The organism is Serratia proteamaculans (assembly GCF_946227095.1).
GTDB classification, from domain to species: Bacteria; Pseudomonadota; Gammaproteobacteria; order Enterobacterales; family Enterobacteriaceae; genus Serratia; species Serratia proteamaculans_E.
Genome location: NZ_CAMISV010000008.1, coordinates 37,930 through 62,639 on the forward strand (window position 1 = coordinate 37,930; position 24,710 = coordinate 62,639).

Annotated in this window: 19 protein-coding genes; 12 read left to right on the forward strand and 7 right to left on the reverse strand. The window is 57.7% G+C overall.

The annotated features are described in order from the left end of the window. Nucleotides 1-17: 17 nt before the first annotated feature. Together cysK and cysZ are read right to left on the reverse strand one after the other, a co-directional pair. A complete protein-coding gene (gene cysK / locus OC597_RS16625) occupies nucleotides 18-986 on the reverse strand; it encodes a cysteine synthase A (protein ID WP_262209636.1) in 969 nt (322 codons plus the stop codon). Between the two features lie 183 nt (nucleotides 987-1,169). Continuing rightward, nucleotides 1,170-1,931, reverse strand: coding sequence for a sulfate transporter CysZ (gene cysZ, locus OC597_RS16630; RefSeq protein ID WP_099063640.1), 762 nt, complete (start codon nucleotides 1,929-1,931; stop codon nucleotides 1,170-1,172). A 221-nt stretch (nucleotides 1,932-2,152) separates the two neighbouring features. On the opposite strand from cysZ, the gene zipA reads away from it, so the two are divergent. The 3 genes from zipA (at nucleotide 2,153) to OC597_RS16645 (ending at nucleotide 5,463) form a co-directional block, all read left to right on the forward strand. Then, nucleotides 2,153-3,148 carry a cell division protein ZipA gene (gene zipA, locus OC597_RS16635; RefSeq protein WP_112348740.1) on the forward strand — a complete coding sequence of 332 codons (996 nt, stop codon included), beginning with the start codon at nucleotides 2,153-2,155 and terminating at the stop codon, nucleotides 3,146-3,148. Nucleotides 3,149-3,226: 78 nt separating this feature from the next. Continuing rightward, on the forward strand, nucleotides 3,227-5,248 hold the full coding sequence (gene ligA / locus OC597_RS16640; RefSeq protein ID WP_261285090.1) for an NAD-dependent DNA ligase LigA: 2,022 nt from the start codon (nucleotides 3,227-3,229) through the stop codon (nucleotides 5,246-5,248). Next, entirely contained in the window at nucleotides 5,248-5,463 is a 216-nt protein-coding gene (locus OC597_RS16645) for a DUF3820 family protein (RefSeq protein ID WP_085118008.1), read from the forward strand. The genes ligA and OC597_RS16645 overlap by 1 nt, the downstream gene beginning before the upstream one ends. Nucleotides 5,464-5,499: 36 nt before the next feature. On the opposite strand, the gene OC597_RS16650 is transcribed toward OC597_RS16645, so the two are convergent. Further along, entirely contained in the window at nucleotides 5,500-6,498 is a 999-nt protein-coding gene (locus OC597_RS16650; protein ID WP_261258432.1) for a bile acid:sodium symporter family protein, read from the reverse strand. Between the two features lie 95 nt (nucleotides 6,499-6,593). On the opposite strand from OC597_RS16650, the gene OC597_RS16655 reads away from it, so the two are divergent. Further along, nucleotides 6,594-7,514, forward strand: a complete 921-nt coding sequence (locus tag OC597_RS16655) for a LysR family transcriptional regulator (RefSeq protein ID WP_262209640.1) — start codon at nucleotides 6,594-6,596, stop codon at nucleotides 7,512-7,514. A 1-nt stretch (nucleotide 7,515) separates the two neighbouring features. On the opposite strand, the gene OC597_RS16660 is transcribed toward OC597_RS16655, so the two are convergent. After that, a complete protein-coding gene (locus tag OC597_RS16660; protein WP_261462062.1) occupies nucleotides 7,516-7,992 on the reverse strand; it encodes a FlxA-like family protein in 477 nt (158 codons plus the stop codon). Nucleotides 7,993-8,050: 58 nt separating this feature from the next. After that, nucleotides 8,051-8,599, reverse strand: a complete 549-nt coding sequence (locus tag OC597_RS16665; protein ID WP_261258424.1) for a nucleotidyltransferase family protein — start codon at nucleotides 8,597-8,599, stop codon at nucleotides 8,051-8,053. A 141-nt stretch (nucleotides 8,600-8,740) separates the two neighbouring features. On the opposite strand from OC597_RS16665, the gene OC597_RS16670 reads away from it, so the two are divergent. Beyond that, a complete protein-coding gene (locus tag OC597_RS16670) occupies nucleotides 8,741-10,126 on the forward strand; it encodes an ethanolamine ammonia-lyase subunit EutB (protein WP_262209643.1) in 1,386 nt (461 codons plus the stop codon). Beyond that, on the forward strand, nucleotides 10,123-10,914 hold the full coding sequence (gene eutC / locus OC597_RS16675) for an ethanolamine ammonia-lyase subunit EutC (RefSeq protein WP_099063649.1): 792 nt from the start codon (nucleotides 10,123-10,125) through the stop codon (nucleotides 10,912-10,914). The genes OC597_RS16670 and eutC overlap by 4 nt, the downstream gene beginning before the upstream one ends. Here eutC and OC597_RS16680 read toward each other — a convergent pair. Next, nucleotides 10,893-11,795, reverse strand: coding sequence for a LysR family transcriptional regulator (locus OC597_RS16680; protein WP_261258419.1), 903 nt, complete (start codon nucleotides 11,793-11,795; stop codon nucleotides 10,893-10,895). The genes eutC and OC597_RS16680 overlap by 22 nt on opposite strands. Before the next feature lie 437 nt (nucleotides 11,796-12,232). On the opposite strand from OC597_RS16680, the gene budA reads away from it, so the two are divergent. The 3 genes from budA to OC597_RS16695 all read left to right on the forward strand — a co-directional run bounded on the left by budA (nucleotide 12,233) and on the right by OC597_RS16695 (nucleotide 16,484). Further along, a complete protein-coding gene (gene budA, locus OC597_RS16685; protein ID WP_262209645.1) occupies nucleotides 12,233-13,012 on the forward strand; it encodes an acetolactate decarboxylase in 780 nt (259 codons plus the stop codon). 39 nt (nucleotides 13,013-13,051) lie between these two features. After that, nucleotides 13,052-14,737: an acetolactate synthase AlsS gene (alsS, locus tag OC597_RS16690; RefSeq protein WP_261258415.1), complete on the forward strand. Its 1,686-nt coding sequence runs from the start codon at nucleotides 13,052-13,054 to the stop codon at nucleotides 14,735-14,737. A gap of 139 nt (nucleotides 14,738-14,876) precedes the next feature. Then, nucleotides 14,877-16,484: an ABC transporter substrate-binding protein gene (locus tag OC597_RS16695; RefSeq protein ID WP_261258413.1), complete on the forward strand. Its 1,608-nt coding sequence runs from the start codon at nucleotides 14,877-14,879 to the stop codon at nucleotides 16,482-16,484. A 52-nt stretch (nucleotides 16,485-16,536) separates the two neighbouring features. Here OC597_RS16695 and OC597_RS16700 read toward each other — a convergent pair whose 3' ends face one another. Continuing rightward, nucleotides 16,537-18,816, reverse strand: coding sequence for a TonB-dependent siderophore receptor (locus OC597_RS16700; RefSeq protein WP_262209647.1), 2,280 nt, complete (start codon nucleotides 18,814-18,816; stop codon nucleotides 16,537-16,539). Nucleotides 18,817-19,143: 327 nt separating this feature from the next. Between OC597_RS16700 and fes the strand changes: the two genes are divergently transcribed. From fes to OC597_RS16715, 3 genes are read left to right on the forward strand one after another with little or no spacing between them, the layout of a single operon-like run. Beyond that, the gene (fes, locus tag OC597_RS16705; protein ID WP_261258410.1) at nucleotides 19,144-20,514 is read left to right on the forward strand and encodes an enterochelin esterase; all 1,371 of its coding nucleotides are present in this window, start codon (nucleotides 19,144-19,146) and stop codon (nucleotides 20,512-20,514) included. Continuing rightward, nucleotides 20,489-20,695, forward strand: coding sequence for an MbtH family protein (locus OC597_RS16710; protein ID WP_219016728.1), 207 nt, complete (start codon nucleotides 20,489-20,491; stop codon nucleotides 20,693-20,695). The genes fes and OC597_RS16710 overlap by 26 nt, the downstream gene beginning before the upstream one ends. A 32-nt stretch (nucleotides 20,696-20,727) precedes the next feature. Then, on the forward strand, nucleotides 20,728-24,672 hold the full coding sequence (locus OC597_RS16715; RefSeq protein ID WP_262209651.1) for an enterobactin synthase subunit F: 3,945 nt from the start codon (nucleotides 20,728-20,730) through the stop codon (nucleotides 24,670-24,672). The last annotated feature ends 38 nt before the right edge of the window (nucleotides 24,673-24,710 follow it).

The following is a 24,710-nucleotide window of genomic DNA, read 5'->3' on the forward strand; positions in this document are numbered from 1 at the left end:
TTAGTGCGCGGCTGGCACTACTGTTGTAATTCTTGTTCGGTGAACAAATCGGCGAACAAAGCGGTGCTTAAATAGCGTTCACCGGAGGACGGCAAAATCACCACGATGGTCTTGTCGGCGAATTCGGGTTCTTCAGCCAGTTTCACCGCTGCAACCACTGCTGCACCGGAGGAAATACCCGCCAGAATGCCTTCTTCGTCCATCAGACGGCGCGCCATGTTGATGGCTTCGTCGTTGGTGACTTGTTCAACGCGGTCGACCAGATCGAGATCCAGGTTGCCGGGGATAAAGCCGGCGCCGATGCCCTGAATTTTGTGCGGGCCCGGTTTGATTTCTTCACCGGCCAGCGCCTGGGTGATCACCGGGGAGTCAGTAGGCTCCACCGCCACGGTGGTAATCGCCTTGCCTTTGGTGTTCTTGATATAGCGGCTGACACCGGTCAGCGTACCGCCGGTACCGACGCCGGAGATGAAAACGTCGACTTCGCCATCGGTGTCGTCCCAGATTTCCGGGCCGGTGGTTTGTTCATGAATCGCCGGGTTAGCCGGATTGCTGAACTGCTGCAGGATGAGGTAGCGGTTGGGATCGGTAGCGACAATTTCTTCCGCCTTGGCGATCGCGCCTTTCATGCCTTTAGCGCCTTCGGTCAGCACCAGATTGGCGCCCAACGCTTTCAGCAGCTTGCGGCGTTCGATGCTCATGGTTTCCGGCATGGTCAGCGTCAGCTTATAGCCGCGCGCTGCGGCGACGAACGCCAGTGCGATGCCGGTGTTGCCGCTGGTCGGCTCCACCAGTTCTTTGCCGGCAACCAGTACGCCGCGTTTTTCTGCGTCCCAAATCATATTGGCACCGATGCGGCATTTAACGCTGAAGCTGGGGTTGCGTGATTCAACCTTGGCCAGAATGCGTCCGTTGCCGATACGGTTCAGACGAACCAGCGGCGTATGGCCGATTGTTAATGAGTTGTCTTCATATATCTTGCTCATAGCCCGTCCTTTAACTCTATGAAAATGTGGGGAACGTCGAAAGCATACGCTAACAGTACCGGCAGGGAAGTAAAGAATTGGTATATCTATATGTTATTAGGAAATAAGTTTTAAGCACAAGGATAAGGGCGCAAATTGCGCGCCCTGTCGAAGAATTAATCGTGAAACGGTCAGTAAAACGGCTCAGGAACGAACGAATTGTGGGCGGTAACGATCGACCCACATTGCAGTAGCACCACAAACCGCGACCGGCAGGATCACCAGATTAAGGATGGGGATCATGGTGAACAGGCTGACCATCGCGCCAAACTGCAGGTTATCGGTTTTATGCTGGCGCAGTGCGCGGCGCATATCGGCGAAGCTCACCTTATGGTTGTCGAACGGGTAGTCGCAATACTGGATCGCCAGCATCCAGGCGCTGAACAGGAACCACAGCACCGGCGCCACCGTCTGGCCAATGCCCGGAATGAAATAGAGTATCAGCAGCAGCAGTGCGCGTGGCAGGTAGTAGGCCAGCTTGCGCCATTCGCGCGCCATGATGCGCGGCAAATCTTTCACAATGCCGAAGATGCCGGTGTCCGGCAGCGGTTTGCCGGTCAGGCTACCCTCCAGGTGTTCGGCCAGCAGGCCGCAAAACGGGGCGGCAATCAGGTTGGTGATGGTGCTGAACAGATAGCTGAACACCAGCAAGACGGAAATAACCGCCAGCGGCCACAGCAAATAGCTAAGCCACTGCAGCCAGGTGGGGACATGGCTCATCATGCTGGGGATCCAATCCCCTAGCTGGCTGAACAACCACCAGAAGGCGGAGCCCATCAGCAGTACGTTGACCAGTAACGGTAATACGACATAGCGTTTAATCCCCGGGCGCGAAATCAGGCGCCAGCCTTCGGCAAAATAATGAAGGCCGTTGGTGGAGTGAGAAGGTGACTGCGTATAGGACATATCTTAAGTTATCTCTTTGTCTGAACAGGCTTAGCTATCATATCGGGATGATTTTCTACTGGCTAGGGTGACATTGGCTGAAAAAACAGCAAAAAAAGGCAGTGTAATCATCTTTATTGGCATAAAGTTCAGCACGGACTTGCACTTGTGTGCTCGGGCAAATAGAGTTAAAGAGTGAATGTTTGCCGCGGTGGCAATGTATTGGAACAACAGAGATAGCAATGATGCAGGATTTGCGTCTGATATTAATCGTTGTTGGCGCGATCGCCATAATAGCGTTGTTATTGCACGGTCTTTGGACCAGTCGTAAGGAACGCTCATCGCTTTTTCGCGATCGCCCAGCCAAACGTTCCAAAAAGGAACGTGAACAATCCCCGATCGACGAACTCGATGAAGGTGTGGGAGAGGTGCGTGTGCGCTCCGCTCACCCGGAAGATGAGCCGTCCTTTGGTCATTTTGATGCCGCTCGCGAAGAACCCGTGGTTGCGCCCAAGCCTGCTCCGGCGGCTGAGCCAGCACCGCGTGCCGTTCAACCTGCTGCTCATCAGGCTCCGCCACCGCTGTCTCAGCGGCCGGATTATGATGACATCCTGTTGGACAACTACGCGCAGGACGAAGACGACGAGCCGCAGCAGCCTGCGCCACGCCGTGAACCGCGCGTTGACGATCTCCCGCCTGTGGCACCAGTAGCAGAGCCGGCATTCCACGCCGAACCTGCTCATCAGCCGCAGCCGGAAGTGAAGCCAGCCGTGGCACACGAGCCTCAGCCAGCGCCTGCTGCCATCAAGGCTAAACTGAAAGAAACCGTACTGGTGCTGCACGTTACCGCACATCAGGGTGGCGTGATCGGCGGCGAAATTTTGCTGCAGAGCGTACTGCAGGCGGGCTTCCAGTTTGGTGAAATGGGTATCTTCCATCGCCATATCAGTCCTGCGGGCAGCGGTCCTGTGCTGTTCAGCCTGGCGAATATGGTTAAGCCGGGGTCCTTCGATCCTGAGATGATGTCCGATTTCTCTACGCCGGGCGTGTCGATGTTTATGATGGTGCCGTCTTATGGCGACGCTAATCAGAACTTCAAGCTGATGCTGCAGTCGGCACAGCGGATCGCCGACGATGTGGGTGGTGTGGTGCTGGACGATGAGCGCCGCATGATGACCCCGCAAAAGCTGGAAACCTACAAAGCGCGCCTTCGTGAAGTGTTGGAAAACAACGCCTGATCGACGGCCACGCGCACTGAACATCCGTAACAACAAAGCCCCCGCTTGCCGGGGGTTTTTTATCTTTGATGGTGAGCCATGGAATCGATAATCCAACAAATCAATCAACTACGAACCTCACTGCGCCATCATGAATATCAATATCATGTTCTGGACGCGCCGGAAGTGCCGGATGCGGAATACGATCGCCTGATGGGGGAACTGCGTGCACTGGAAAGCGCACACCCGGAGCTGATCACCGCAGATTCGCCGACTCAGCGTGTGGGCGCCGCCCCGCTGGCGGCGTTCGATCAGGTGCGTCATGAAGTGCCGATGCTGTCGCTGGACAACGTCTTCGACGAAGAAAGCTTCCTGGCGTTCTATAAGCGAGTGCAGGATCGCCTGAAGAGCAGCGATCCGCTGACCTTCTGCTGCGAACTGAAGCTGGACGGTCTGGCGGTCAGCCTGCTTTACGAAGAGGGCGAACTGGTTCGCGCGGCTACGCGCGGCGACGGCACCACCGGTGAAAATATTACTTCTAATGTGCGTACTATCCGCGCCATTCCGCTGCGACTGACCGGTGACAATATCCCGCGTCGGGTGGAAGTGCGTGGCGAAGTGTTTATGCCGCAGGCCGGTTTCGAGCAGATGAACGAAGAGGCGCGTCGCAAGGACGGTAAAATTTTCGCCAACCCGCGTAATGCTGCCGCCGGATCGATCCGTCAGCTTGACCCACGTATTACCGCCAAACGCCCGCTGACTTTCTTCTGCTATGGCGTTGGCCTGCTGGAAGGCGGCGAGTTGCCGCGCAGTCACTGGCAGCGCCTGATGCAATTCAAAGATTGGGGGTTGCCGGTCAGCGATCGCGCCAAACGTTGTACCGGCAGCGACGAAGTCCTGGCATTCTACCGCCAGGTAGAACAGGACCGCGCACAACTCGGGTTTGATATCGACGGCGTGGTAGTGAAAATCGACGATATCGACCTGCAGGAAACGCTCGGCTTTGTGGCGCGTGCACCGCGTTGGGCGACGGCATTCAAATTCCCGGCGCAGGAGCAGATCACGCTAGTGCGTGAGGTGGAATTCCAGGTTGGCCGTACCGGTGCCATTACGCCGGTGGCGAGACTGGAACCGGTGCTGGTGGCCGGGGTGATCGTCAGCAACGCCACGCTGCATAACGCCGACGAAATTGAACGTTTGGGCTTGCGTATCGGTGATACGGTGATTGTACGCCGTGCCGGTGATGTGATCCCGCAGGTGGTGGGAGTGATGACCGAACGCCGTCCGGCGGATGCGCGTGAAATCGTATTCCCACAGCATTGTCCGGTATGCGGTTCCGACGTTGAGAGAGTGGAAGGCGAAGCGGTGGCACGTTGCACCGGCGGGTTGATCTGCGCTGCACAACGTAAAGAAGCGCTGAAGCACTTTGTTTCCCGTCGGGCATTGGATGTCGACGGCATGGGCGACAAGATCATCGAGCAACTGGTCGAAAAAGAGTACGTGAAGAATCCGGCCGATCTGTTCCGTCTGTCCGCCGGTATACTGACCGGGCTGGATCGCATGGGGCCGAAGTCGGCGCAGAATCTGGTTAACGCGCTGGAAAAATCCAAACAGACCACTTTTGCCCGTTTCCTGTACGCGCTGGGTATCCGCGAAGTCGGCGAAGCCACGGCGGCCAATCTGGCGGCACATTTCGGTTCGCTGGATAAGCTGATGTCTGCTGATATTGAAGCACTGAAACAGGTGCCGGAAGTGGGCGAGGTGGTGGCGAAGCACACGCGTCATTTCCTCGACGAAGAACTTAATCAGCAGGTAATCCAGGAACTGGTCAGCGACGAAATCGGCATTAACTGGCCGGCACCGGTGGTGATAGTGGCGGAAGAGATCGACAGCCCGTTTGCCGGTAAAACCGTGGTGCTGACCGGCTCGTTGAGCCAGCTTTCCCGCGACGAGGCCAAAGATCGCCTGACGGCGCTGGGCGCCAAGGTCAGCGGCAGCGTATCGAAGAAAACCGATCTGGTGATTGCCGGTGAAGCGGCGGGATCCAAGCTGGTGAAGGCGCAGGAGCTGGGCATCGCGGTCATCGACGAAGCGGAAATGATCCGCCTGTTGGGGGTCTGATGGAAAAAGAGAATCTGATCGAAATCGCCAACACCCTGATGCCGTTCGGCAAGTATCAGGGGCGGGTGCTGATTGACCTGCCGGAAGAATACCTGCTGTGGTTTGCCCGCAAAGGGGAGTTCCCCCAGGGGAAACTCGGTATGCTGATGGAAATGACCTTGGCGATTAAAATCGAAGGGCTCGACCACCTGGTCAAGCCACTGAAGAAAACTTGAGTTACCGGGCGCGGTATCTGTGCCGCGCCCATTTTATTATCCCCGTACGGTTTCTGCTTCTGCGTTTAGCACCGCCTGCTTTTCCTGCTGTTTCTTCTGATAACGCCGAGCCAATACCGCACAGGTCATCAACTGCACCTGATGAAACACCATCAACGGCAGCACCATAATCCCCACGGTCGCGGCCGGGAACAGGATGTTGGCCATCGGGATACCATTCGCCAGGCTTTTCTTCGAGCCGCAGAACACAATGGTAATTTCGTCGGCTTTACTAAAGCCCAGCCAGCGTGCCATGTAAGTATTTACCACCAGCACAATGGTCAACAGCACCAGGCTGCCCACCACAATAAACACCAGTGAACCCAACCCCACCTGATGCCAGATGCCGTGCGTTACCGCCTCGCTGAAGGCGGCATATACCACCAGCAGAATCGAGGTCTGGTCAGTTTTGCCGATCAGCTTGCGGTTGCGTTCAATCCATTTGCCGATCAACGGCCGTGACAGATGACCGGCAACAAATGGCACCAGCAGTTGCAGCACGATGGAGCCCACTTGTTGCAGGCTGCCGGTTTCTCCGTGTACGTTCATCAACAGCCCGACCAGCAATGGTGAGACGAAGATCCCCAGCAGGCTTGAGGCAGACGCGCTGCACACCGCCGCAGCCACGTTGCCGCCCGCCAGTGAGGTAAAGGCGATGGCCGATTGCACGGTAGCAGGCAGAATGCACAGGTAGATAAAACCGGAATACAGCTCGGGGCTGACGTTGACCGGCGACCACCATTTAAACAGCACGCCGAGCGTCGGGAAAATAATAAAGGTGCTGAACATCACCCACAGGTGCAGCCGCCAGTTGTTGCTGCCGGCCAGAATGGCTTCGCGAGACAGCTTGGCACCGTGCATAAAGAACAGCAGGGCGATGGCGGCGATGGTCAACGCGTTCAGCCAGCCGACGAACTCGCCGCGCGCCGGCAGGAACGAAGCCAGCAGCACGGTGGCGATCAGCGTCAGGGTAAAGCGATCGGGCAAAAATCTCATGGCGGCGTACTCGAAGAAAAATCAATGCACCCATTGTCGCGCGACGACATATAATAATTAAATTGATTTATTTAATTCATTTATGAATAAAAAACATGAATTACTCGATTAAACAGCTCAGGGTTTTTGTCGCCATTGCCCGGCACCGCAGCTTCAGCCGGGCCGGTGAGGCGATTGGCCTGACCCAGTCGGCGGTCAGTCACAGCGTAAAAGAGCTGGAGGCGGAAATCGGCGTGCGCCTGCTCGATCGTACGACCCGCGAAGTGCTGCTGACCGACGCCGGACAGCGGCTGGCCAACCGCGTTGAACGATTGCTGGATGAATTACAGTCGTCATTGCTGGATGCGCGCAGCTTTGGCGTGCTACGCAGTGGTACGGTGCGGGTGGCATCGAGTCAGACCATCTCTGCGCACCTGATGCCACAGTGTATCGCCGCAGGGGAAAAGCAGTATCCTGACATCCGCATCATGTTACGTGACCAGGCGCAACAGCAGGTGCTGCACAGTATTCGTAACGCCGAGGTCGATTTTGGCATCGTGGTCGATCCGGTGCAGGCGCTGGATCTGGACTGCGAACCGATCCTGTATGAACCTTTCCTGTTGTTGTGCCGTAACGATCATCCGTTTGCCGAGCTGCCTGAAGTGCACTGGTCGGCGCTGAACGGCAGTCGTTTGGTGTTGCAGGATTATGCCTCCGGCAGCCGACCGTTGATTGACAGTGCCCTGAGCCAACAAGGGGTGGAAGCGACGGTGGTGCAGGAGATTGGCCACCCGGCCACGCTGTTCCCGATGGTGGCGGCGGGTATCGGCATCAGTATTTTTCCGGCGTTGGCATTACCCTTGCCGGAAGGGGGCCAGCTGAAGGTTCGGCGGCTGGTGCCGGAAATCAACCGCGCGCTGATGCTGGTGCGGCGTAAAAACCGCTCGCTGACACCGGCGGCAGAGGTCATCTGGCAGGTGGTGGGACAGCAGGCGGCGCTGTTGCAACAGCAGCGCCAACGGCAGGCAGATTACTGAGTTAAATATACACATCCACGGCGTTAAGCGCGGTTGGGCGGTTGATGCCGTCGCCTTTGGCTGGCGCGATACTATCGGCAGCTTTGGCCATTTGCTCTGCCTGCTGTTTTTCCATCTCTTCTTTCTGAATCCGCGCGATTTCGGCCTGCAGCATTTTGATCTGCGCCTGGATCAGCTGTCTCTGTTTTTCGATCTCTTTAGGATCACCATCCGAGTCTTTCAGATCTACCAGCTTTTGTTGCAGATCCTGGATTTGTTTGTTCAGCGATTTGATCCGTGCAGAAGCGCTGCTGTCGGCCACTTTTACCTGATCGTTACCGCCCGCCTCCTTGGTTTCTTTCATTTTGCCGCCTTCCGGCTGCTGGTTGACCGGTTTGGCCATCAGCAACTGGCCTTCGTTACCGGGGGCGCTAAAAACCTTGCTGATGTCGGGTACGGTATTTTTCACCGGGACAATCATGGTAATGCTGGTCGACATAATACTCTCCCTGAGTTTGATTCTGCTGCTCAGGGTATCGGCTGCGCGGGGAAAAACTTTACCCGCGGATTTGCCGCAGGCGTGGCCAGTGTTGCAACCAGCCTTTGCTGGTTACCCGTTGTTCATAAGCATTGAGGTCGCCATTTTTGACATTGAAGGTGATGGTGTCATCGAACAACCCGTCGAGGCCGAATGGCGCGACCAGTTGGATGCTGTCGTCAGCGTTCAGGCGTGCGCCCACCGCGGTTTCCCGCTCGGTCCAATAGCTGATGGCATCTTCGCTGTTAAGATAGGGGGCCCGGCCGCTGCGCAGGTGCATACGCGCCTGGTTTTTCACCGACCACGGCTGTGCTAACCACTCTTGCAGTCGCGTTTCCAGCATTTGGTCACGCTCCGCTTCCGGGCGTTGTGGATCAAAATGGATCACGTCGATGTCGTTGAGCGGCGTTGACGTGGTGTAACCGTGCAGCCGATCCCACACCAGATTACGCACAAAACCGGCTCCCAGGCACCAGTCATTCAGACCGAGCCGGCGGGCCGTGCGCAATGCCGCCATTCTTTCATTATCTTGCTGTAACCACTGGATAATTTGCTGTTGCCGGGTCATTACCTCTCCTTTGTTGCGGCTACTGTAACCTGAAGCGCCCGTGGGCGAAACAGCGGGCGAATATATTCGCTGGCCGACTGACTACACTTGGTACAGGGTTTGCAGCTTCAGATGACTATTCAGGGCCGAACAGGGGACACTATGTATCAGGCAACGCTTAGCCGGCGCAGCTACCGTTTCAGTGATTTACGTCAGTTGATGGCCAAGGCGTCACCGGCCCGTTCCGGTGACTATCTGGCGGAAGTGGCGGCGGACAGCGCGGAGGAACGCATGGCGGCGCGCATCGCATTGGCAGAGGTACCGCTGAAAACTTTCCTTCAGCAGTTGCTGGTGCCGTATGAACAGGACGAGGTCACGCGGCTGATTATCGATAGCCACGATGCGTTGGCCTTTGCGCCGATTTCGCACCTGACGGTGGGGGACTTTCGTGACTGGTTGCTGAGTGAGCAGGCGGACAGCGCTATGTTGGCGCAGGTGGCCGCCGGCATTACACCGGAAATGGCGGCGGCAGTGAGTAAATTGATGCGCAATCAGGATCTGATCCTGGTGGCCAAAAAATGCCGGGTGATAACCCGTTTTCGCAACACCATTGGTTTGCCGGGCCACCTCAGCGTGCGACTGCAGCCGAACCATCCTACCGACAGTCTGCAGGGCATTGCGGCCAGCATGCTTGATGGCCTGCTGTATGGCAGTGGTGATGCGGTGGTGGGCATCAACCCGGCCAGCGACAGCCTGCCGCTGCTGGAGAAACTCAATTATATGCTGGACGACGTGATCCAGCGTTTCGCCATTCCTACCCAATCCTGTGTGTTGACGCACGTCACCAATACGCTGCGCCTGATCGAGCGTGGCGCGCCGGTGGATTTGGTGTTCCAGTCGATCACCGGTACTGAGGCGGCCAACAGCGGTTTTGGCATAAATCTGGCCCTGCTGGCGGAGGCGCAGCAGGCAGCGCTGAGCCTCAATCGTGGCACTCTGGGTCATAACGTCATGTACTTCGAAACCGGGCAGGGCAGTTGTTTGTCGTCCAATGCGCACCACGGCGTTGATCAGCAAACCTGTGAGGCACGCGCCTATGCGGTAGCGCGACATTTCTCGCCATTGCTGATCAACACCGTGGTCGGTTTTATCGGGCCGGAGTACCTGTACGACGGCAAACAGATTATCCGCGCCGGTCTGGAAGATCATTTCTGCGGGAAATTGCTCGGTCTGCCGCTGGGTTGCGACGTGTGTTACACCAATCACGCGGAGGCAGATCAGGACGATATGGATACGCTGTTGACGCTGTTGGCCACCGCCGGACTGACTTTCCTGATTGGCGTTCCGGGGGCAGATGACATCATGCTTAATTACCAAAGCACCTCATTCCACGACGCGCTGTATATCCGCGAACTGCTGGGGCTGAAGCATGCACCGGAGTTTGCCGACTGGCTGACGAGAATGCATATCACCGACGATCTGGGCCGGTTGCGCGACACCGCCGCTAATCACCCGTTGTTGCTGGCGTTACAGGGAGAGCAACCATGAGCAAGCCGGTCCACGTTAATAGTTGGGATGCGCTGCGTGCCTTTACCGATGCGCGCATTGCGCTGGGGCGCACCGGCGCCAGTCTGCCCACCGAGGAACTGCTTAAATTTGGTCTGGCGCATGCGCAGGCGCGTGATGCGGTGCATCAGCCGTTCGACAGCGATACGCTGGCCAGCGCTTTACAGCATCAGGGCTGGCAAACCTTAACAGTGCACAGCCAGGCGGCCGATCGTACCGCTTATCTCAGCCGGCCGGATCTGGGGCGTCGGTTGGCCGCGGACAGCCGCAGCCTGCTGCAGGGCCTGTCGGACAAGCCGGCCGACTTACTGCTGGTGGTGGCGGACGGATTGTCCTCCAAGGCGGTACATCGTCAGGCGCTGCCGTTGTTGCAGGCGCTGCGGCCTTATCTCGACCTATTGGGGCTCTCGGTCGCACCGGTGGTGTTGGCGCATCAGTCACGAGTGGCATTGGGGGATGATATTGGCGAATGTTTGCGGGCCAGGGCGGTGGCGATGTTGATCGGCGAGCGGCCGGGCCTGTCCTCGCCGGACAGCCTGGGGATCTACCTGACCTGGGGGCCGAACACCCAGCGCCGTGAGTCGGAGCGTAATTGCATTTCCAACGTGCGTCCGGAAGGGCTGGATTACCCGCAGGCGGCATTTAAACTGGCATGGCTGCTGGAGCAGGCTTTCCAGCGTCGCCTGACCGGAATAGAGCTGAAAGACGAAAGTGACAACCCGGCGTTGTATGGCCAGGTCTCACCGCTTCACTCCCAACTCGGTGGTTGACCGATACTTTGCTTGAGCAGAGTAATAAACAGATTCAGCCGCGTGGACACCTTCGCCAGCGGCCGCAGCAGATAAATCCCCTGTTGCTCCTGCCGCGGATCTTCCAGCAGCGGCAGCAACCGACCGGCCTGAATATCCGGCCCGACGACCCAGTTGGGTAAAAAGGTGATCCCCAGTCCCAGCAGCGCCGCCTCGCGCTGAGCGGTAAAGTCATCGCAGCGCAATACCAGGTTGCAGCGATCCATCAACGGAGCGCTGAGAATTTGTGCCCAGCAGGCCGGTTGTTGCTTGTGATAGCGGGCAATCAGCCGATGTTCCGGCAAGGCATTCAGGTCGGCCGGGCGGCCATAACGGGCGAGATAATCAGGGCTGGCGCACATCATCCAGCGCTGGGTGGCTATCCGGCTGGCATACAGCCCACTGTCTTTTTGCTCGCCGATGCGGATGGCGGCATCCAGCAGTTCCTGGGTCGGATCGGTCTGACGCTCAGTCAAATCCAGCTCAACAAACAGCTGCGGATAGCGTTCAGCCAGCGTTGGCAACAGCGGCAGAATATAGGTTTTGCCAAAGGTCGGCAGGCAACTGATGCGCAAGGTGCCTTGCGGCCTGTCGTTCAGCGAAGTCAGTTCGGCGCGGATATCGCTGATGTCTGTCAGCAGCGCGGTGGCTCGCGTCTGCAGCATTTCCCCGGCGTCCGTCAGCATCAGACCGCGCGTTGAGCGAATAAACAGCGTCGCGCCCAGGGCACTTTCCAATGCATCAACGTGGCGCACCAGTGAAGAAGGCACCATTCCCAGCTTGCGGGCAGCGGCGGAGAAGCTGCCCAACAGGGCCACCTCGAGAAATATCGGCAGATGTTCAACATAGCGGGCGTCATTCATCTTTGCATTATATGCAAAAGCGTTTCTTATGAATACCTGGTTCTCCGTCCGTCGCAATACGGCTACTCTTTTTTGGTGCTTACGGCGGATAAGAATGTGCCGCTAGCTCACCGCACAGAGCAAGAATGCATAAGTCACGCGGTTTTTAGAACTTCAGATCACTTTTTTTCCCCAGGCGCCACCGTGCGCCTGCGGTATTGGTAACTGCTTCAACACCAGATTAACCGTTCAATTTGACACCCTGTTTCACAACAATGATTAGTGAAGCTAAACCGTTGTTGACATTGGGTGTTGCCGGCCAGCCGTGCCGGTTTTTTTGTCACCGTTGGCTGAATCGTTCCAACTGAACGCGTCGCCGGTGACATCTTTGTTCACCTTCAGGTGAGCATTTTTGAACGCGCGGGGCATTCCACTCCGTGCTGGTGGAGGAGTAGTTTATGAATGAAGACCAAGGGTGTTCCTGCGCGCAGCATTTGGCGCAAGGGTTTGCCAGGCAGTCGCTGAGCGTTGGGGAGGGCGAGATCTACCAAATCTCGCTGATGAGCGCGTTAATCAGCGGCGTTTACGAAGGGGAGGTCACTATTGCCGAATTGCTCCGGCACGGTAACTTCGGCCTGGGCACCTTCAATCACCTTGACGGCGAACTGATCGCCTTCGACAAGGAAATTCACCAGTTGCGCGCCGACGGCAGTGCGCGGCCGGCCAGTCTGCAGCAGAAAACCCCGTTTGCCGTTGTCACCTTTTTCCAACCGAGCGTTACCCAAAATTTTGATCGTCCGATCACCAAGGCGCAACTGCACCAGTGCATTGATGAACAGGTGGCTTCACCCAATCTGTTCTGCGCGGTACGCGTTGACGGCGAATTCAGCCACGTGGAAACCCGCACCGTACCACGCCAGGAACGCCCCTATCGCCCGATGCTGGAAGCGATAGAGGAGCAGCCAACCTTTGCCTTTCATCACTGCCAGGGCACCCTGGTCGGTTTCCGCTCGCCTGACTATATGCAGGGCGTTGGCGTGGCCGGTTATCACGAGCATTTTGTCACCGAGGATCGCAACGGCGGTGGCCACGTGCTGGATTACCAACTCGACCACGGTCGCCTGCAGTTTGGCGTGATCACCCGTCTCGATCTTCAGTTGCCGCATGATGCGGATTTTCTGCGCGCCGATCTCTGTCCAGAGGATTTGGACCGCGCAATTCGTTCTGCCGAGGGTTAAGTCCGCGACAGTCTTGGGTTAATTTTCAGGAGGTATTCCATGAGCAAGGCAAAAACAGACCATAACTGGGCATGCGGCGCAGATTTAGTGGTGAAAAATCTGGAAGCGCAGGGTGTTAACTACGTATTCGGTATCCCGGGAGCCAAGATTGATCGGGTATTTGATTCGCTGGAGGACGCCCCCTCAATAGAAACGGTGGTGGTGCGTCACGAAGCCAACGCCGCGTTTATGGCGGCGGCGGTCGGGCGTTTGACCGGCAAGGCCGGGGTGGCGCTGGTGACCTCCGGGCCAGGCAGTTCCAACCTGATCACCGGGCTGGCGACCGCCACCTCGGAAGGGGATGCGGTGGTGGCGTTTGGCGGGGCGGTGAAACGTGCCGATAACCAGAAGCAAACCCACCAGAGCATGGACACCGTCAGCATGTTCCGGCCGGTGACCAAGTATTGTGCCGAGGTGCATGCCGGCTCGGCGATTTCGGAAGTGATCGCCAATGCTTTCCGCCACGCCGAGTTTGGCCGTCCGGGGGCATCGTTCATCAGCCTGCCGATGGACATCGTCAATGAGCCGGTCAGTGCGCCGGTGCTGGCGGGGTGCCGACTGCCGCGCATGGGGGCGGCAGCGGCCGAGGATATTCGTGCAGCGGTCAAACTGATCCAGCAGGCGAAATGCCCGGTGCTGCTGTTAGGCCTGCAGGCCAGCCGCCCGGAAAACAGCGAGGCAGTGCGTCAGTTGCTGCATCGCACTCATATGCCGGTGGTGGGCACCTATCAGGCGGCCGGGGTGATCGATGTCAATCACTTCGCGCGCTTTGCCGGGCGCGTTGGGTTGTTCAACAACCAACCCGCCGATCAGCTATTGCAGAAGGCCGATCTGGTGGTCAGCGTCGGCTACGGGCCGATCGAGTACGATCCCTGCATGTGGAACAGCCAGGGCCGATTGAAACTGGTGCATATCGACGTGCTGCCGGCGGACATCGACACCTGCTATCGCCCGGACGTCGAGCTGGTGGGCAATATCAGCGCGACTCTCGACATGATGACCGAAGCCTTTAACAGCGTGGTGAGCGTACCGGCGGAGGTCGAACTGATCCTCAGCGATCTGGGACGTCAGCGCAATGAATTGGCGGAACGTGCCGCACGGCGCGGCGGTATGCCGATCCACCCGTTGCGCATCGTGAAAGAGCTGCAGGACATTGTCAGCGACGACGTAACGCTGTGCGTGGACATGGGCAGTTTCCATATTTGGATTGCACGTTACCTTTACAGTTTCCGCGCGCGCCAGCTACTGATTTCCAACGGCCAACAGACCATGGGGGTGGCGTTGCCGTGGGCTATCGGTGCGGCGTTGGTGCGCCCGGGGGACAAAGTGGTGTCGATATCCGGCGACGGCGGTTTTATGCAGTCGAGCATGGAGCTGGAGACCGCGGTACGGCTGAAAAATAACATCGTGCACGTGATTTGGGTGGATAACGCCTACAACATGGTGGAAATGCAGGAGCTGAACAAATACCAGCGTAAATCCGGGGTGGAATTCGGCCCTATCGACTTTAAAGCCTATGCCGAGGCCTGCGGTGCGGTCGGGTTTGCCGTGCAGTCGGTGGAGGACTTGCGGCCCATGCTGCGTAAAGCGATGGAAATTCAGGGGCCGGTCGTGGTGGCCATTCCGGTGGATTACGCCGACAACTACAAACTGATGGCGCAGATGAACTTCAGCCAGATGATTTAATTTCAGCAAGTCGTTAAACCAAGGGGAATGCCGCCTCTGGCATTCCCCGTTTTTCATGCTCATAATTTGTTCTTTACATCCCTAACTGCATGATTTATTGGTATCCCTCGAGTCTGTTTTTTACTCTGGGGATGGCACGATGAATCAGAAATCAAAAGCAAAAGCGATAACAATGACGCTGGGATTATTGGCCCTGGCGGTGATGGGCGGCGCGCGCGCCAGTACGCTGGTTTATTGTTCCGAAAGCTCGCCGGAAGGTTTCAATCCGCAGCTGTTTACCTCCGGTCCGACGGTCGATGCCAGTTCGGCGACCATTTACAACCGGCTGGTGGATTTCAAAACCGGCACCGTCGAGCTGCAACCGAGCCTGGCGGAAAGCTGGCAGGTGAGCGAAGACGGTAAGAATTACACCTTTCATCTGCGTAAAGGCGTGAAGTTCCAGAGCAACAAATACTTTACCCCCACCCGCGACTTTAATGCCGACGACGTCATCTTCTCATTTATGCGGCAAAAAGACGCCAATAACCCTTATCACAAGGTCTCCAACGGGGCTTACACCAACTTCGAATCGATGGAGTTTGGTTCGCTGATCAACCAGATTGTCAAAGTGGATGACAACACCGTGCGTTTTGAGCTTTCGCGAGCCGAAGCACCGTTTGTGGCCGATCTCGGCATGTATTTCGCCACTATTCTATCCGCCGAATATGCCGATGCGATGCTGAAAGCCGGCACTCCGCAGCGGGTGGATAACGATCCTATCGGTACCGGCCCCTTCCAGTTGGTGCAGTACCAGAAGGATGCGAAGATCCTCTACAAGGCGTTCGACCAGTATTGGGAGGGCAAACCGAAGATTGACCGCTTGGTGTTCTCGATCACCCCGGATGCGGCGGTGCGCTTCGCCAAGCTGCAAAAGAATGAATGCCAGGTGATGCCATTCCCCAACCCGGCGGATCTGACGCGCATGCGTGAGGACAAAAATATCCAGTTGATGGAGAAATCCGGGCTGAACATCGGTTTCCTGGCGTTCAACACCCAGAAAAAGCCGTTGGATAACCTCAAGGTTCGGCAGGCGTTGGCTCTGGCGGTGAACAAGCCGGCTATTCTCGAAGCAGTGTTCCACGGGGCGGGGCAGCCGGCGAAGAACCTGCTGCCGCCGACCCAATGGGGCAGCAATGATAAAATTGAGGACTATCCGTACTCACCGGAAAAAGCCAAACAGTTGTTGCAGGAGGCCGGGCTGGGCCAGGGCTTCGCTATTGACCTGTGGGCGATGCCGGTACAACGGCCGTATAACCCGAATGCCAAACGTATGGCCGAGATGATCCAGGCCGACTGGGCGAAGATCGGCGTGAAGGCCAAGATTGTCACCTTCGAGTGGGGCGAGTATTTGCAGCGGATAAAAAACGGTGAACATCAGGCGGCATTGATGGGTTGGACCACCGCCAACGGCGACCCGGATAACTTCTTCGGCCCACTGTTTACCTGCGTGTCGGCCAATGGCGGTTCGAACTCGGCCAAGTGGTGCTACCCACCCTTTGATAAGCTGATTTCGCAGGCGCGTGAAGAGAATGACCACGCCAAACGGGTGGCGATGTATCAGCAGGCGCAGGTGATGATGCATGACCAAATGCCGGCAATGATGATTGCCCACTCAACCATTTTTGAACCGGTGCGCAAGGAAGTGAAAGGCTACGAGATTGATCCCTTTGGTAAGCACATCTTCAAACAGGTTTCGCTGGAGAAATAATAAAAAGGGGCTGCATGGCAGCCCCTGAAATCATGACCGGTTTATCCCACCATTAGAAATGGGTATTCACGCTCATATAGTAAGTCCGGCCCGGTTCGTTATAGGTGGCTGCCCCTGCACCGGCGATGTTAATCGCGCCGGTGGTTGGGTCACCCACGTTCTGCGAGTTACCTTCACGGAACTGGCGTTTGTCGAACAGGTTGTCGATACCGGCGGTCAGGCTGATGTTCTTGGTCACATCATAGGTGGCGCTGGCACCCACCACGGCGTAAGGGCTGACTTCCTTGGTTTCGGTGCCGCTAACCGGCTTACCCTGGTAGTTATACTTCTTCGGTTTCTGGCGGCCGTACCAGGTCAGGGTCGATTGCATCGACAGCTCCTGGGTTGCCTGCCAGCTCAGGGTCGAGTTGATGGTGAATTCAGGAATAATCGACAGGTAATCACCGGTCGTCTTATTTTTGTTTTCAATCATATAGGTGGCGTTGTTGGACCAGGAAACGGTCTCGCTCACCGGTACATTCAACGTCCCTTCCAACCCCTGAACTACCGCTTTAGGCACGTTTTCCCACTGGTAAATGGCGGTCCCGGTGCTGCTGGTGCCGATTCGGGAGTTGCCCGCTTCAATTTTGTTGTGGTAGTCGTTACGGAAATAGGTCACGCCGGCCAACCAGCCGTCGTTATGGAACTCCAGACCAATCTCTTTGTTGACGCTGGTTTCCGCCTTCAGATCGTCGTTACCCAGCAGGTAACAGCCATTTTTGACGTCGCTGGACGAACAACCTTGCCCCTTGCTGTAGAGCAAGTAGTTTTGGTTGGTCTGGTACAGGTTAGGTGCCTTATAGGCGCGGGCGATACCCATCTTCAGGGTGAAGAAGTCGCCCAGTTCCTGCGACAGGTTCAGTGACGGGCTCCAGTTGTTGCCGGCCTCGGAGTGCAGGTCGTAACGCAGGCCCGGTGTCAGCATGGTACTGTCAGTCAGCTCCATATTGTCTTCGGCAAACAGCGAGAAGATATGTGCGGAGGCGTAAGGGCTACGGGTGCCGGTGTCTTGGCCTGGAATGGTGCCGCCCATCTGAGTTTGGCTGGTGGAGGAGCCGTCCTTCATCTTCTGTTGGTTCCACTCGGTCCCGACCGTGGCGGTTTGCGTCACGCCCAGCTCGAAGGGCACGCTGACTTCGCTGTGCGCCAGGAAATCGTCCAGCTTGGTGGTGCCGAAACCCTGGTTTTTGGTATCGAAGATGCCTTCGGTACCGCCGGCCAGGCCTTCGTTCAGACGGGTATTACGCGTGCGTTCGAACTGAATATAGTTGTTGGTGCTGACGCCGTTATCCCAGGCACCGCGGTGGTTGAGGCCAAAGGTTTCGCGATAAATACGGTTAGTCTCTTTGCCGTAGTTGCTTTGCACCAGCGCGTTGGAGTTGGTGTTTTGGGTATCCCCGGCATACAGGTTGCCCTGGCGACCGTAGGCATACTCAAACTCCAGTGACTGCAAGTGAGCAAAGTCCCAGTGCAGCATGGCATCGATGTTTTTGTCTTCTACGCCTTCACGTCCGGAGGGCGTGCTGCTGGCATAAGCGCCCACACGCGCGGATTTGTGTGATTCGTTGATATCCCAGGCATCGGCCTGGGTTTTGCTGTAGCCGCCGAACAGGCGGAAGCTCAGCTCGTCGGTCAACGGACCGGACAGGCTGAAGTCGGTACGTTTGGTCGAGCCTTCTTGCTTGTGCTGCGGGACGTTGAAGTAGGCATTTAACGAGCCGTGCAGCTCTTTGGTGTTCTTCTTGGTGATGATGTTGACGACGCCGCCGGCGGCGCCGTTGCCGTAGCGTGCTGCCGCCGGGCCACGCAGCACTTCGATGCGTTCAATCATCTCTGGTGGCACCCAGGCGGTATCGCCACGGGTATCACGTTCGCCACGCCAACCCTGGCGCACCGAATTACGGCTGGTAGCGGGTTTGCCGTCGATCAGGATCAGGGTATTTTCCGGACCCATGCCGCGAATATCGATCTGGCGGTTGTTGCCGCGCTGGCCGCTGGTGGAGTTGCCGGTCAGGTTAACGCCGGGCATGGTGCGGATCAGTTCGCTGATATCGCGCGCCGGTGGGCGCTTTTTGATTTCGTCGGCGCTGATGGTAGAAACGCCCGGGGCCTGCAGGTTCTGCTTGGCGGCGGTGACAACAATGGTTTCTTCAGCGGGTTGTTTTTTGTTTTTGGCGACGGAGTCTGTTTCTGCGGTGGTTTCTATTTGCTGTGCGGCGTGCGCAAAGGCGGACGCCCCTAATCCTAACCCGATGAGTGTGGCTAAGGAATAACGAGATAATTTGCGGTTCATGTGAGTGTTCCTACCTTGCTGCCTTTCCCGGGGCACCCAAGCTGTAGGCCACCGGCGGAGAGAAGGGCGGTTGTAGTTTTTGTGTTTTCGGAAATAAAAATCCAGCCGGCCGAGACGCGACGACACCGATACCGACATTGGATTCAGCGCTAAAACCCGGTATCCATCCCTGTTGAAGAATACCTGCCCGGTTTGCGGGCCTACACACACTATTGCAAACGCAAATAATTATCAATAGTATTCGATTTACGGTTTTCTTGGGCAGCGCCTCGCGCCGCGAATTTACCGGCTTTCCTGAAGCTGCCAGCTAAAAAGTGAATAGGCGTTTTGAAAACAAAATCCGAGTCAGAAAGCAGCAGATTATTATCGAGCAAGCACGCCGGGCGCCATGGATGGTGGCTGAATATTGCCAAACGCGGCACGCCGTTGGTGGAGTTGCTGGGGGATGGGCGAGGGAAGGTCACATTTTTATGGCGTGATCCGCAGGGATGTGAGCTCACTTCAGCCTATCAACGCGTTTGGATCCACATCAATTGCCTGACCGACCACCATCAGTCGTCGCCGCCACAGAGCCTGCAACGACTGGAAGGCACCGACGTCTGGTATTGGCAAACCGAGCTGAGCGCGGACTGGCGCGGCAGCTACTGCTTCATCCCCTGTATGGACGACCGACCGCTGGAACACAGTGGTGAGGACGCGCATGCCAAAATGCATTCGATCCGTCACTGGTGGCATCAGGTGTTTGCCGGGGCGACTCAGGATCTGCTTAATCCCCATCGTTCATGGACCGGTGTTGGCGGCAATGTGCTGTCCGGGCTGCATATGCCGGAAGCCCCGTCACAACCGGCCTGGCAGGATTTTGATCGCTACGCCGTGGCCAGTGGGCGCTGTACACCAGCGCCGCCTGCGCGACTGCAGCGTCACAGTTGGCACAGCGAGCGACTGGGTAATACTCGTAACGTCTGGGTTTACACCACCGGCGACAGCAATCCGGCGCAACGGCCGCTGGCGGTAATGCTGGACGGGCAATTCTGGTCGAGCAACATGCCTGTCTGGGATCCGCTGATGCAGTTGACCCGCGAAGGCAAACTGCCGGAAGCGGTATATCTGCTGATCGACATCATCAGCCTCAAACACCGTAGTCAGGAACTGGCCTGCAATGAAGATTTCTGGCTGGCGGTGCAAGAAGAACTGCTGCCGCAGGTGGCTGAATGGGCACCTCACAGCCGTGATCCTGCCACGACGTTAGTGTGCGGCCAGAGTTTTGGCGGCCTGTCATCGCTGTATGCCGGCTTGCACTGGCCACAGTGCTTCGGCGGCGTTATCAGCCAGTCTGGCTCCTTCTGGTGGCCACGTCGCGATATGTATCAGCGTGAAGAGATACCCGCCGATGCTGGCTGGTTGCTGCATCAGGTTGAGCAGGGCGTCGGCAAGGGTAAGTTGAAGGTGTTTATGGAGGCCGGCGTGCACGAAAAAGTAGCGCACCGGGTGAACGACCAAATGGCGGCATTGCTGCGTGACGCCGGACATCGGGTGCAATACCGGGTGGTAGCCGGAGGGCATGATTATCTGTGCTGGCGTGGTGGCCTGATCGACGGGCTACAGGCGTTGTGGGCGGATCAAGTTCCTGCGCTCTCGGCCAAGCTAACCTTCACTGTCCAAGGAGTCCGTGATGGAAACTCTGAACCCGTTCGATGACGAACAACAAATCTGCCTGATTGTGCAGAATGACCAACGGCAATACAGCCTGTGGCCGGATTTCAGCGCAGTACCGGCGGGGTGGACGCCGGTATTCGGCCCTGCGGCCCGGCCGCTGTGCGTGCTGTGGCTGGAACAACATTGGCAGGATATGCGGCCCGCATCACTGCGTAAGGCGTGATGGCATTAGTCCCGAAAACAGGAGTCAGTCCCTTGTCAGACAGCATTTTATTATCGTCCGAACAGCAGCTCGCCACTGAGCTGCCGTTGGTCGCCGCGCAGCCCGGGATCTGGGTTGCCGATCAAATTTCACCGCATGCCAATGCTTACGCGGTTTCCCACTATATTGAGCTGAACGGCCCGCTGGACCAGGATTGTCTGCTACAGGCGATCGCGCAGGGGTTGTCCGAAGTGGATACCCTGCAGTTCCGTTTTGCAGAACGTGACGGGGTGCCGATGCAGTGGCATGACCCGGCGCTGGCGATCCTGCCGGTCGAGTTTATTGACCTGCGTGATTCTCCTGACGCAGCCGTTGCAGCACGCGCCTTGATGCAACTGGATATGTCCGGTGATTTACGCATCGGCAGCGGCAATGCGCTGTACCGCCATATGTTGATCCGCCTGTCGGATCAGCGCTGGTTCTGGTATCAGCGTTATCACCATATTTTGGTCGATGGCTTCAGTTTCACCGCCATTGCCCGCAGAATTGCCCATATTTATACCCGAACGTTACGTAATGAACAGCCGGACCCGACGCCGTTTAGCGCCTTCAGCGAAGTGGTTGAAGAATATCAACGCTACGCCCAGTCGCCTACCTGTCAGCGCGACGCAGCCTTTTGGTTGAACAAGGCGCAGCAGTTACCGACCCCGGCCACGCTCTGTCCGCAGCCGTTGGCCGGCCAAACGCCGACCACCCGCATTCATCGGTTATCACAGCTGTGTGACCGCCAGGACTTTAGCCAACTGGTGAACGCCGGTCAGCAGCAGTTCAGCGTGGCAGATATGGCGCTGGCATTGGTGGCGCTGTGGGTGTCTCGCCTGAGCGGCCACGCCAGCTTCAGCGCCGGTTTTATCTTTATGCGCCGTACCGGCTCGGCGGCACTGTGTGCCAACGGGCCGGTGATTAACGTATTGCCGATCGAAATGCACCTCGACCCTCAGGCTACGCTGAGCGAAGTCGCCGGCAATATCGGCCGAGAGCTGAAAAGCGTCCGTCGTCATCAGCGTTACGAGGCGGAACAGGTGCAGCGTGATCTGGGGCGGATTGGCGATGCCCAGCCGCTGTACGGCACCGTTTTCAACTTTAAGATGTTCGATTTCCAATTGGATTTCGGTGATATCGAAGGTATTACCCATGAGCTGGCCTCCGGGCCGGTGCGTGACCTGGAAATCGCGTTGTACCTCGATGAGGCTGGTACGCTGAAGGTTGATCTGCTGGCCAATGCCGAGCGTTATCAGCCAGATGAGCTGGCGGCGCATCTGCAACGCCTGCCGCTGTTGCTGCGCCAGTTTGCGGCACAGCCGCAGATGCCGATCGGTGAAGCCGATTTGCTCACCGTGCAGGATCGCCAATTGTTGGCCCGGGTTAACGACACCGTTCATCCGGTGGCGCCGCAAACCCTCTGCGGCCTACTGGCGGAACAGGCGCAGAAAACCCCGGATGCCCCGGCACTGGCCGATGCGCAATACCAATTCAGCTACCGCGAAACCCGTGAACAGGTTACCGCGTTAGCGCGTCAACTGACGGCACAGGGCGTGCAGCCCGGCGATATCGTCGCCGTTGCCTTGCCACGGTCGGTGTTTTTGTCGCTGGCGTTAATGGCCATCGTCGAGGCCGGGGCGGCTTATTTGCCGCTGGACACCGGTTATCCTGACGAACGCCTCAGCATGATGCTGGAAGATGCCGCGCCACGCCTGATTATCACCGAAGCCAGCCAGCAGGCGCGTTTTGCCGGTCAGGGTGAGATCTTGCTGTATGCCGCACCGCTGGCCGCAAACAGCGCGGCGGACGTGGTGCTCAGTGGGCCAACGCCGCATCACCCGGCCTACATCATCTTTACCTCCGGCTCAACCGGGCGGCCGAAAGGCGTGCTGGTGGGGCATCAGGCGATCGTCAACCGATTGCTGTGGATGCAGCATCAGTATCCGATGGCTGCGGGCGATGTGGTGTTGCAGAAAACCCCCTGCAGTTTTGATGTCTCGGTGTGGGAGTTCTTCTGGCCGTTGATGGTGGGTGCCCAGTTGGTGATGGCACCGCCGGAGGCGCATCGCGATCCGGAACAGTTGCTGCAACTGATTGACCGGTATCGGGTTACCACCATGCACTTTGTGCCTTCGATGCTGGCGGCCTTTGTCGGCGCATTGGACACTCGGCAGGCGGTGGCGTGTTGTGCGCCGTTGCGGCAGGTGTTCTGCAGCGGTGAAGCCTTGCCGGCCGAGCTGTGCCGCCTGTGGCAAAGCCGCACCGGAGTGCCGTTGCATAACCTGTACGGCCCGACAGAAGCGGCGGTAGACGTCACCTGGCATCCGGCCTGGGGCGAGGCACTGGCCGCCGTCACCGGGGCTAATGTGCCCATTGGTTTGCCGGTATGGAACACCGGTCTGCGCATTCTCGACGCACGTTTGCGACCGGTACCGCCGGGTGTTGCGGGTGATTTGTATCTCACCGGTGTACAGCTGGCGCACGGCTATCTGGGCCGACCAGAGCTGACCGCCAGCCGCTTTGTGGCCGATCCGGAAGGTGACGGTGGGCGGATGTATCGCACGGGTGACGTCGCACGCTGGTTACCGGGGGGAGAGGTGGAATACCTAGGCCGCAGCGACGATCAGCTAAAAATTCGTGGTCAACGTATAGAACTGAGTGAAATCGATCATGCGTTGCTGTCATTACCGGGCATCAAGCAGGCGGTGACTCATGCGCTGGTGCTGGATAATACGCCGACAGATCCGGCTGGTGGTGATGCCCGTCAACTGGTGGGCTATCTGGTGGCGCAACCCGGTGTGCGTCTCGATCTGGACGTGCTACGAGCTGCACTGGCCGATCGTTTGCCGCCACATATGGTGCCGGTGGCGTTGGTCGAGATGGAATCCTTGCCGCTGAGTGCCAATGGCAAGCTGGATCGCAAGGCGTTGCCGCAACCGCAGAGCGGCGTCAGAGCTGCAGGGCGTGAGCCTGAAGCCGGGCTGGAAACGGCGATTGCTGCGGTGTTCGCCCGTCTGCTGCAGCGTGAAACCGTGTTTGCCGACGACGATTTCTTTGCCCTCGGTGGTCACTCGCTGCTGGCGATGCGTCTGGCGGCGGAGCTGCGCCGTGAGCTGGGTAAAGCGGTTTCGGTCGGGCAGGTGATGGTGGCTTCCCGCGTGGAACAGCTGGCGCAGCTGCTGGCGGAAGATCGCACGCAGGAAGAGGCCGATCGGACCGGTTTTGACAGCGTACTGCCGTTACGTACCACCGAAGGCCCAACGTTGTTCTGTCTGCATCCGGCTTCCGGATTCTCCTGGCAGTTCAGCGTCCTGCCGCGCTATATCGATCAGCATTGGTCGCTGGTGGGTATTCAGTCACCACGGCCAGAGGGTCCGCTGGCGCTGAGCGAGGATATGGATCAGGTCTGCGATGCACATCTGGAGACGGTATTGCAGGTGCAGCCGCAGGGCCCGTACCACTTTATCGGTTACTCACTGGGCGGCACGCTGGCGCAGGGTATCGCCGCCAGATTGCAGGCGCGGGGTGAAGAGGTGGCCTTCCTTGGGCTGCTGGATACCTATCCGCCGGAAACGCAGAACTGGGACGTGATGTTGGATGACAACGTGCTGAAAGAAGTCCAACGCGAACGTCAGCAGTTCCTGGCGGTCTCCGAGGATGCCCTTGATCCGGCATTGGGTGAAACCCGTGTGGCAATGTTCGACAATATCGAAGCCAACTATGCCGATTCGGTGCGCCTGCTTTCGGCGACCCATACGGCGAACTTTAAAGGGCAGGCGACGCTGTTTGTCGCACGTCAGACATTGCAGGAAGGGATGGACGTGCAGCAGACCTGGTCGCAATACGTGGATGCCTTGCAGGTACATGAGCTGGATTGTGCCCATGTCGATATCGTGTCACCGGCGTCGTTCAAGGTGTTGGGGCCGTTGCTCAACCGAATTCTAAGAGCGCTGTAATCCCCAGTGACGGTAGGGGGCGAATACATTCGCCCCGA